We start from the raw sequence: 8,323 nt of genomic DNA on the forward strand, positions 1-8,323 counted from the left end.
CGCAACGCCTCGCGCCGGCCTCAGGCCGCCGCCCACGTCAGCACCGGCCCCGGCGCCGCGGCCAGCGGCCCGGCGCGCCAGCCGCCCTCTCCGTCCAGGTCCAGCCGGTGGGTATGGAACGCGTCCAGCGTGCTGCGGTGGCCGACGCTGACCAGCATGGCGTCTGGCAGCTGCTCGCGCAGCAAACCGTACAGCATGTGTTCCAGCCCTTCATCGGTGGCCGAGGTGGCCTCGTCCAGGAACACGATGGCCGGCCGGTTGAACAGCACGCGCGCGAACGCCACGCGCTGCTGCTCGCCGATCGACAGGATGCGCGACCAGTCGGCCTCGTGGTCCAGCCGCGCCGCCAGATGCCCCAGATTCACCGCCCGCAGGGCCGCCGTCAGGCGCGCGTCGTCGCCGGCCCGCGCATGCCCGGGATAGGCCACGGCATCGCGCAGCTTGCCCAGCGGCAGATAGGGACGCTGCGACAGGAACAGCGCGGCCGCGCCCTGCGGCCGCCGCACCGTGCCCTGCGCGTAGGGCCACAGGCCCGCCAGGGCGCGCAACAGGGTGGTCTTGCCGCTGCCCGACGGCCCCTTGATCAGCAGGGCCTGGCCCGGATGCAGCGCCAGATCCAACTGCCGCAGCAGCGCGCGGCCATCGGGACGCGACACGTCCAGTCCGCTGATTTCCATGGCGTCCGGCAAAGGCAGCGCCGCGATCGCCGGCAGCTCGCGCGCCGCCGCGTTGGCGTCGAGAAAGCCGGCCAGGCGGTTAAGCGTGGCGCGGTACTGCGCGAACGAATCGTACGAGGTGCGGAAGAACGATAGCGAATCCTGCACCTGGCCGAACGCCTGCGAAGTCTGCATGACGTCGCCCAGCTTGATCGCGCCGCTGAAGAAGCGCTGCGCCTGCAACAGGAACGGGAACACCACGGCCACCTGGCTCACCACCAGGTTGAAGCCGTCGAACTTCAGGCCCCGATACACCCGCGCCCACAGGTTGGCGATATAGGCCGAGAAGCGCGCCCACAACGTCACCCGCTCGACTTCCTCGCCCTGGTAGAAGGCCACGTTTTCGGCATTCTCGCGCAGCCGCAGCAGGGCGTAGCGGAAGTTGGCGGTGAGCCGCTCGGACAGGAAGTTCAGCAGGATCAGCGGCCGGCCGATGCGGAACGCGAACAAGGTGGCGACGAGCACATACACGTACACCATGAACACCATGGCGCGCGGGATCTCGACCCCGGCCACCTCGAGCGCGCCGGACAGGTTCCACAGGATGCCGGTGAACGCCACCAGCGACACCACGGCGCTCAACGCGCCGATCGCCAGCGAGCGCGAGCCCGTGACGAACAGGGCGATGTCCTGCTCGATGCGCTGATCGGGGTTGTCGACCGGCTCGCCGACGAAATGGCCGCGGTAGTAGGCGCGCGCGCCGAGCCAGTCGCGCGTCAGGCGGTCGTTGAGCCATACACGCCAGTGGATGTCGAAGGCCTGGCCGGCGTAGCTGTCGATCAGGGTGCGGATCACGTGCACCGTGGCCAGCACCGAGAAGATGCCCAGGAAGCGCCAGAACGCGTTTGAATCGAGCGCCTGCAGCGCGCTGTAGAAGCCGTTGTACCAGAACGAAAACAGCACGGTCATGCGGACCGAGAACATCGCCAGGAACAACAGCGCGGCCAGCGTCAGCAGCGGGCGCCAGCTGCGCCGCGGCGTCAGGTAGGGCCAGGCCAGGCGCCAGAACTTGCGCCCCCAGTCGGTCCAGCGCGCCAGCGCCAGCGTCGCCAATGCCAGCGCGACCACGCTGATGCCGAACGCGCGCGCCAGCCAGAGCGCGCTTTCCCACAGCTGTTGCTGCCAGTTCAGGTCCATGAGTCACCCCTCTGATGCCGTTTCTGGTTAGAACGGCCGGGGCGGCGCGGTTCCGGCGCAAGCGCCGTCTTAAGCGTGGCTTAAGTGTTCTCCGGCGCAACTGAAGGCGCCATGAAAGATCCCGGAAAGGCGCCGGAAAATGCCCGCGGATCTGGCGGTGATTGGCGCGGCGCGTCAGTGGCCGGCCAGATCCAGGTTGGCGAACAGGTCGGCCAGCGTCGGCACCGAACGGGCCGGCCAGATCGCGCTCAGGTCGAAGCTGGGCAGGCGCTCGCCATCGCGCACTTCGCAAAAGCGCACGCCGCGGAAATCCATCGAGCGGATCCAGCTGGGCAAGAGCGCCACGCCGCAGCCGCCGGCCACGCAGGCCAGCACGGTCAGGGTGCGGTTGGCTTCCTGCGCCACGTGGGCGTCATGGCCGCCCTTGCGCATGGCGTCGAGAATGTCGGCGTAGAACGCCGGCAGCTGCGATTGCGGATACATCACCAGGCCGGCCTGCGCGATCTGCGCCATCGAGACCTGGCCATCGGCGGCGACGTCGAACTCGTCCGGCACCGCCGCCACCAGCCGGTCGCGCAGCAGCTGGCGCTCGCGCATGCGGCCGCCCACGGCCACCGGCGTATGCATCAGGCCGATGTCGATCTCGCCGGTCTGCAGCGCCTCGGCCTGCTCGGCGTTGCTCATCTCGCGCAGGATCACGCGCACGCCGGGCGCCTGCCGCCGCATCTCGCGCAGGGCCCGCGGCAGCGTGTCGAACAGCGCCGACGACACCAGCCCCACCGTCAGCTGGCCGGCGCTGCCGCGGCCGATCTCGCGGGCCCGGCGCGCGGCGGCGTCGATGCGCGCGACGCTGGCGCGCACGTCCTCCAGGATGGCCTGGGCGGCGGGGGTCGGCGTGGTGCCCTGGCGCGAGCGCTCGAACAGACGCACGCCCAGGTCCTTTTCCATGCGTCCCAGGGCCTGGCTCAACGCCGGCTGGGCGATGCCCAGCCATTCGGAGGCGCGGCTGACGCTGCCGTGGTCCACCACCGCCAGGAAGTAGCGCAAATGCCGGGTTTCCATATCAATTCAATATAAATAAAGCAATTTTCCAGAATGGAAAACTATACCCTGTCTCCCTAGAATGCCGTTTACAGAACCTTACATAACGCGCGGGGCACGGACCCCGCCCAGGAGACTGCCTTGCCCCCCTCCGTCACCGGCCCCGCCGTCGACAGCCACGCCCACGTCTTCCTGCAGGGCCTGGCGTTGGCGGACACGCGCCGCCACACCCCGGACTACGACGCCCCGCTGGCCCAATACCTGGGCCTGCTGGACGCGCACGGGCTGTCGCATGGCGTGCTGGTGCAGCCCAGCTTCCTGGGCACCGACAATAGCCACCTGGTACAGGCGCTGCGCGCCGCGCCGACGCGGCTGCGCGGCGTGGCGGTGGTGGACCCCGCGATCGACGACGCCGGGCTGCAGGCCCTGGCCGCGGCCGGCGTGGTCGGCATCCGGCTCAACCTGATCGGCCTGGCCCTGCCCGACCCGCGCACGCCGGCGTGGCAATCCCTGCTGGCGCGCGTCAACGCGCTCGGCTGGCACGTCGAGGTCCACGTGCAGGCCGCGCGCCTGGCCGATATCATGCCGGCGCTGCTGCAGGCCGGCTGCCGCGTGGTGGTGGATCACTTCGGCCGTCCCGACCCGGCCCTCGGCGTGGCCGACCCCGGCTTCGGCTACCTGCTGCGGCAGGCCGCCAGCAGCCAGGTCTGGGTCAAGCTGTCCGCGCCCTACCGCAACTGGACCGGGGCGGCCTGTGCCAGCGCCGGCCGCGAGGCCGCGCGGCAACTGCTGGACGCCTACACGCCCGCCCGCCTCATGTGGGGCAGCGACTGGCCCCACACCGAGCATCGCCACCTGGCGTCCTACCCCGCGGCAACGCAGTGGCTGGACGACTGGATCGACGACCCCACGCAACGGCGCGCCGTACTCGCCGAGACACCGTTGCGGCTGTTCCAATTCCAAGGAGAATTCCAATGACCCCTCTGTTCCAACGCCTCGCGCGCCGCGCCAGCCTGCTGGCTGCCGCCGGTCTGCTGGCTGGCGCCGCCGGCACCGCTGCCGCCGCCTACCCCGAGCGCGCCGTCACGCTGGTCGTGACCTACCCGCCCGGCGGCACGGTCGACGTGGTGGCCCGCCTGATCGGCCCCAAGCTGGCGGCTGAACTGGGCCAGCCGGTGGTCATCGAAAACCGCGGCGGCGCCGGCGGCATGATCGGCGGCGCCGTGGTCGCCAAGGCCCAGCCCGACGGCTACACGCTGATGCTGGACGCGTCCAACCACGCGCAGAACCCCGCGCTGCATTCCAAGATGCAGTTCGACACCCTGACCGCGTTCGCGCCGGTGTCGCTGCTGTTGCGCGTGCCCAACGTGCTGGTGGTGACCCCGTCGTACGAGGTCAAGACCGTGGCCGACCTGATCCGCCTGGGCCAGCCCGGCAGCAAGGACCACGTCTACTTCGCCTCGGCCGGCCCCGGCTCGGCCCAGCACCTGGCCGGCGAACTCTTCAACCTGCTGGCCAAGACCCAGCTGCAGCACGTCGCCTACAAGGGCGGCGGCCCGGCCATGATCGACGTCATGTCCGGCCAGGTGCCGGTGATGTTCGCCAGCATGGGCTCGGCCTGGCAGCACGTGAAGAACGGCAAGCTGCGCGCGGTGGCCGTGGGCGGCTCGGAACGCTCCAAGGCGGCGCCGGACCTGCCCACCATCGCCGAATCCGGCGTGCCCGGCTACGAGACGTATGAGTGGAACGCGGTGTTCGCGCCGGCCGGCACGCCGCCGGAAATCGTCAACAAGGTTTCCCAGGCGCTGGCCAAGGTGCTGAAGGACCCGCAGATCGCCGAACAGCTCGAAGGCATCGGCGCCGAGCCCATCGGCTCCACGCCCGCCGAACTCGACACCTTCCGCCGCGCCGAGATCGCCAAGTGGCAGCGCGTGGTCAAGGAAGCCGATCTGAAACTGGATTGAGTACTGCCGGGCGCATGCCGCCCGACAACCGGAATGCCGGTCTTGGACGCCCCTCGGGGCGTCCTTTTTTTTGGTTTTACGGCGGCTCTCCGATGCGATACAACAGCACTTCAAGCGTGCTCAGGGAAATCCGCAGCGAGATGAACCACGACAGCAACGAGCCTTCCTCCTTCCTCCTGCCCGCCGACGCCCGCCTCGCGGCCGGCGCCGACGGCGCCACGCTCGACGGTCTGGCCGACGGCTTCCTGTCGCTGGATCGCCACTGGCGCGTGCGCTACCTGAACCCGGCCGCCGAACGCCTGCTGCGACGCAGCAGGCTTGACCTCGTGGGACACGGCCTGTGGGACAGCTGTCCGGACCTGGTCGGCACCGGCTACTACGATGCCTGTCGCGGCGCCATGCAGACCGGCCGCCCGGCGCAGCACATCGGCTACTACGCGCCGCTGGCCAGCTGGTTCGAGGCCCGCGCCTTTCCGCACGAGGGCGGCCTGGCGGTGCTGTTCCGCGACGTCTCGCGCGAACGCGAGGAGACCGCCCAGCTCAGGTACCAGGCCACCCATGATTACCTGACCGGCCTGCCGAACCGGCGCCAGTGCATGGACACGCTGTCCACCGCCATCGCCGAGGCCGAGCAGGCGCTGGCCGCGCAGGGCCCGACCCTGGCGGTGCTGTTCCTGGACCTGGACCGCTTCAAGGAAGTCAACGACGCCTTCGGCCACGCCGAGGGCGACCTGCTGCTGTGCGACGTGGCGGAGCGGCTGCGCAAGTTCCTCACGCCCGCGATCTTCTGCGCCCGGGTCGGCGGCGACGAATTCCTGCTGGTGCTGCGCGGCACCAACGAGCGCGCGGCCGAGGCCCTGGCCAATTCGATCCTGAATGCGCTGTCGACGCCGAGCGACATCCACGGCCGCTCGGTCTCGCTGGGCGCCAGCATCGGCATCGCGCTGATGAACTCGCCCGGCGAATCGGCCGAGATGCTGCTGAACTATGCCGACGCGGCCATGTACGCGGCCAAGTCGGCCGGCCGCTTCCAGGTGCGGGTCTATCACCGCGAGCTGATGCAGGGGCTGGGCGCGCGCCTGTCGCTGCGTGGCGACATCCAGGGCGCGCTGGCCAACAACCAGTTCGAGCTGCACTTCCAGCCGCAGATCAGCATGCACGACGGCTCGCTGTGCGGCGCCGAGGCGCTGCTGCGCTGGCGCCATCCCACCCGCGGCCTGCTGGCGCCGGCCGCGTTCCTGGACGTGATCCTGGATTCGCCGATGGAGTCGGCGCTGACCGAATGGGTAGCCAACGCCACCTGCCTGCACATCAGCGAATGGCTGGGCGAGGGCCTGCCGGTGCCGCGCATCTCGTTCAACCTGTCGGCGCGCCAGCTGGTGGCGCCCGACCTGGCCAACACCATCGTGCGCCTGGCGCAGGTGCACGGCGTGCCGCCGACGCTGCTGGACGTGGAGGTCACCGAGAATTCGCTGATGAGCGACGTCGAGAAGGCCTCCGGCATTCTCGCGGCGTTGCGCGAGGCCGGCATCTCGGCGTCGCTGGATGACTTCGGCTCGGGCTATTCGAGCCTGGCGTACCTGGTGCGGCTGCCGATCGACACGCTCAAGATCGACCAGTCGTTCGTCTGGGCGCTGGGCAAGGTGCCGACCGCCACCGCCGTGATCCGCGGCGTGGTGCGGCTGGCGCATTCGCTGGGCATGCGCACGCTGGCCGAGGGCGTCGAGACCGAGGCGCAGCGCCAGATGCTGATCGAGGAAGGCTGCGACGCGATGCAGGGCTTCCTGTTCAGCCGCGCGCTGCCGGCCAGCGCCTTCGCCGCGCTGCTGCGCGAAGTGCCGCGCTGACGCGACCCGCTATCATGTCCGCCTGACGACCCGATTGATGGCGGCAATGACGATGGACAGGATACGGCTCGACAAATGGCTCTGGGCGGCGCGCTTCTACAAGACGCGCAGCCTGGCGGTGGACGAAATCGGCAAGGGCCGCGTGCAGGTCAACGGCCAGCCCGCCAAGCCGGCGCGCGAGGTCGGCCCCGGCGACGTGATCAGCATCCGCAAGGAAGACCCGCCCATCCAGGTGCGCGTGGTCGCCGTCAGCGGCGCGCGCGGCCCGGCGCCGGTGGCGCGCCAGCTGTACGAGGAAACCCCGGAAAGCGCCGCCGCGCGCGAACGCGCGGCCGAGATACGGCGGCTGGCGCCCGAGCCGGCGCTGGACATCGCCGCCGGCCGGCCGACCAAGCGCGACCGGCGCCTGATCGACCAGATGCGGGGCAAATGAAACGCTGCCGCGCCCGGGCCCGGGCAGACCCGGCGCGCCGGCCACGGCAAAGCGACAGCGCTACAGCGCCCGCCCCACGATCAACGGATCCAGCGCCAGTTCCGGGGCGCCGCTCTTGCCTTCGTACGGCAGGCGGCTGAGCACGTAGCGCATGGCGTTCAGGCGCGCGCGCTTCTTGCAATCCGACTTCACCACGATCCACGGCGCGTCGGCCGTGTCGGTGTGCGCGAACATCGCTTCCTTGGCGCGGGTGTAGTCGTCCCACTTGTCGAGCGAGGCCAGGTCCACCGGGCTCAGCTTCCATTGCTTGAGCGGATGCACCTTGCGTTGCAGGAAGCGGCGGCGCTGCTCTTCCTGGCTGACCGAGAACCAGAACTTGACCAGGTGGATGCCGCTGGTGACCAGGTGACGCTCGAAGTCGGGCACCTGGCGCAGGAACTGCAGGTATTCCTCCTGCGAGCAGAAGCCCATCACGCGCTCGACGCCGGCGCGGTTGTACCAGGAGCGGTCGAACATCACGATCTCGCCGGCGGTCGGCAGGTGCTGCACGTAGCGCTGGAAATACCATTGGCCGCGTTCGGTGTCGGACGGCTTTTCCAGCGCCACCACGCGCGCGCCGCGCGGGTTCAGGTGTTCCATCATGCGCTTGATGGTGCCGCCCTTGCCCGCCGCGTCACGGCCTTCGAACAGGATCACCACGCGCTGTCCGGTGGCCTTGACCCAGGCCTGCAGCTTGAGCAGTTCGACCTGCAGCGCGTATTTCTGCTTTTCGTAATTGCGCCGCAGCATGCGGTGGCGGTACGGATAGATGCCCTCGCGCCAGTCGGTCGCCAGTTCCTCGTCGGGATTGCGGCGCACGGCCGGCGCCTGCACGTTGGCTTCGAGCAGCGCGCGATGCACCGCCACCGCGTCGTCGGGCGACAGTTCCTCGATCACCGAACGCAACGCCGCATGGGCCTCGCCCGATTCGCCGACCTGGTAGCGGCGAGCGATGTCGGCCAGCACCGCCGAGGTCTCCTGGCGCGCGGCGACTTCCCGCGCATTGACGCGCTTGCGCGCCTGGATCGCCGGCTCGATGGCGGGCAAGCCGGCCGGGGTCGCCAGCGTGGCCGCCGGCGGCTGGGCGGACTTGGCCGGCTTGTCGGCGCGGGCGGCGCGCGTGGACTTGGGCGTCGCGGCGCCGCT

Annotated in this window: 7 protein-coding genes; 4 read left to right on the top strand and 3 right to left on the bottom strand. The window is 70.1% G+C overall.

The features are described from left to right. Positions 1-20: 20 nt before the first annotated feature. Positions 21-1,853 (bottom strand): ABC transporter ATP-binding protein/permease, encoded by a 1,833-nt coding sequence (locus H0523_RS30920; RefSeq protein WP_054435240.1) that lies wholly within the window; start codon positions 1,851-1,853, stop codon positions 21-23. Positions 1,854-2,027: 174 nt separating this feature from the next. Next, positions 2,028-2,915, bottom strand: a complete 888-nt coding sequence (locus H0523_RS30925) for a LysR family transcriptional regulator (protein ID WP_054435243.1) — start codon at positions 2,913-2,915, stop codon at positions 2,028-2,030. A gap of 120 nt (positions 2,916-3,035) precedes the next feature. On the opposite strand from H0523_RS30925, the gene H0523_RS30930 reads away from it, so the two are divergent. The 4 genes from H0523_RS30930 (at position 3,036) to H0523_RS30945 (ending at position 7,138) form a co-directional block, all read left to right on the top strand. Further along, positions 3,036-3,872, top strand: a complete 837-nt coding sequence (locus H0523_RS30930) for an amidohydrolase family protein (protein ID WP_054435245.1) — start codon at positions 3,036-3,038, stop codon at positions 3,870-3,872. Beyond that, complete coding sequence (locus tag H0523_RS30935; RefSeq protein ID WP_054435248.1) at positions 3,869-4,858, top strand: tripartite tricarboxylate transporter substrate binding protein; 990 nt, start codon at positions 3,869-3,871, stop codon at positions 4,856-4,858. Before H0523_RS30930 ends, H0523_RS30935 begins: the two co-directional genes overlap by 4 nt. Before the next feature lie 116 nt (positions 4,859-4,974). Continuing rightward, on the top strand, positions 4,975-6,705 hold the full coding sequence (locus H0523_RS30940) for a putative bifunctional diguanylate cyclase/phosphodiesterase (protein WP_238924873.1): 1,731 nt from the start codon (positions 4,975-4,977) through the stop codon (positions 6,703-6,705). Between the two features lie 52 nt (positions 6,706-6,757). Next, the gene (locus H0523_RS30945; RefSeq protein WP_054435253.1) at positions 6,758-7,138 is read left to right on the top strand and encodes an RNA-binding S4 domain-containing protein; all 381 of its coding nucleotides are present in this window, start codon (positions 6,758-6,760) and stop codon (positions 7,136-7,138) included. A gap of 60 nt (positions 7,139-7,198) precedes the next feature. On the opposite strand, the gene ppk2 is transcribed toward H0523_RS30945, so the two are convergent. After that, a complete protein-coding gene (gene ppk2 / locus H0523_RS30950) occupies positions 7,199-8,242 on the bottom strand; it encodes a polyphosphate kinase 2 (protein ID WP_257225190.1) in 1,044 nt (347 codons plus the stop codon). Positions 8,243-8,323 lie beyond the last annotated feature (81 nt).

Origin of the sequence: Achromobacter insuavis, from assembly GCF_902859645.1 — a bacterium.
GTDB classification, from domain to species: domain Bacteria; phylum Pseudomonadota; class Gammaproteobacteria; order Burkholderiales; family Burkholderiaceae_B; genus Achromobacter; species Achromobacter insuavis.

What these genes read in the sequence shown, in the direction of transcription:
- H0523_RS30925 (WP_054435243.1), bottom strand. Translation starts at nt 2,915, where the DNA reads ATGGAAACCCGGCATTTGCGCTACTTCCTGGCGGTGGTGGACCACGGC.
- H0523_RS30945 (WP_054435253.1), top strand. Translation starts at nt 6,758, where the DNA reads ATGGACAGGATACGGCTCGACAAATGGCTCTGGGCGGCGCGCTTCTAC.
- H0523_RS30935 (WP_054435248.1), top strand. Translation starts at nt 3,869, where the DNA reads ATGACCCCTCTGTTCCAACGCCTCGCGCGCCGCGCCAGCCTGCTGGCT.
- H0523_RS30920 (WP_054435240.1), bottom strand. Translation starts at nt 1,853, where the DNA reads ATGGACCTGAACTGGCAGCAACAGCTGTGGGAAAGCGCGCTCTGGCTG.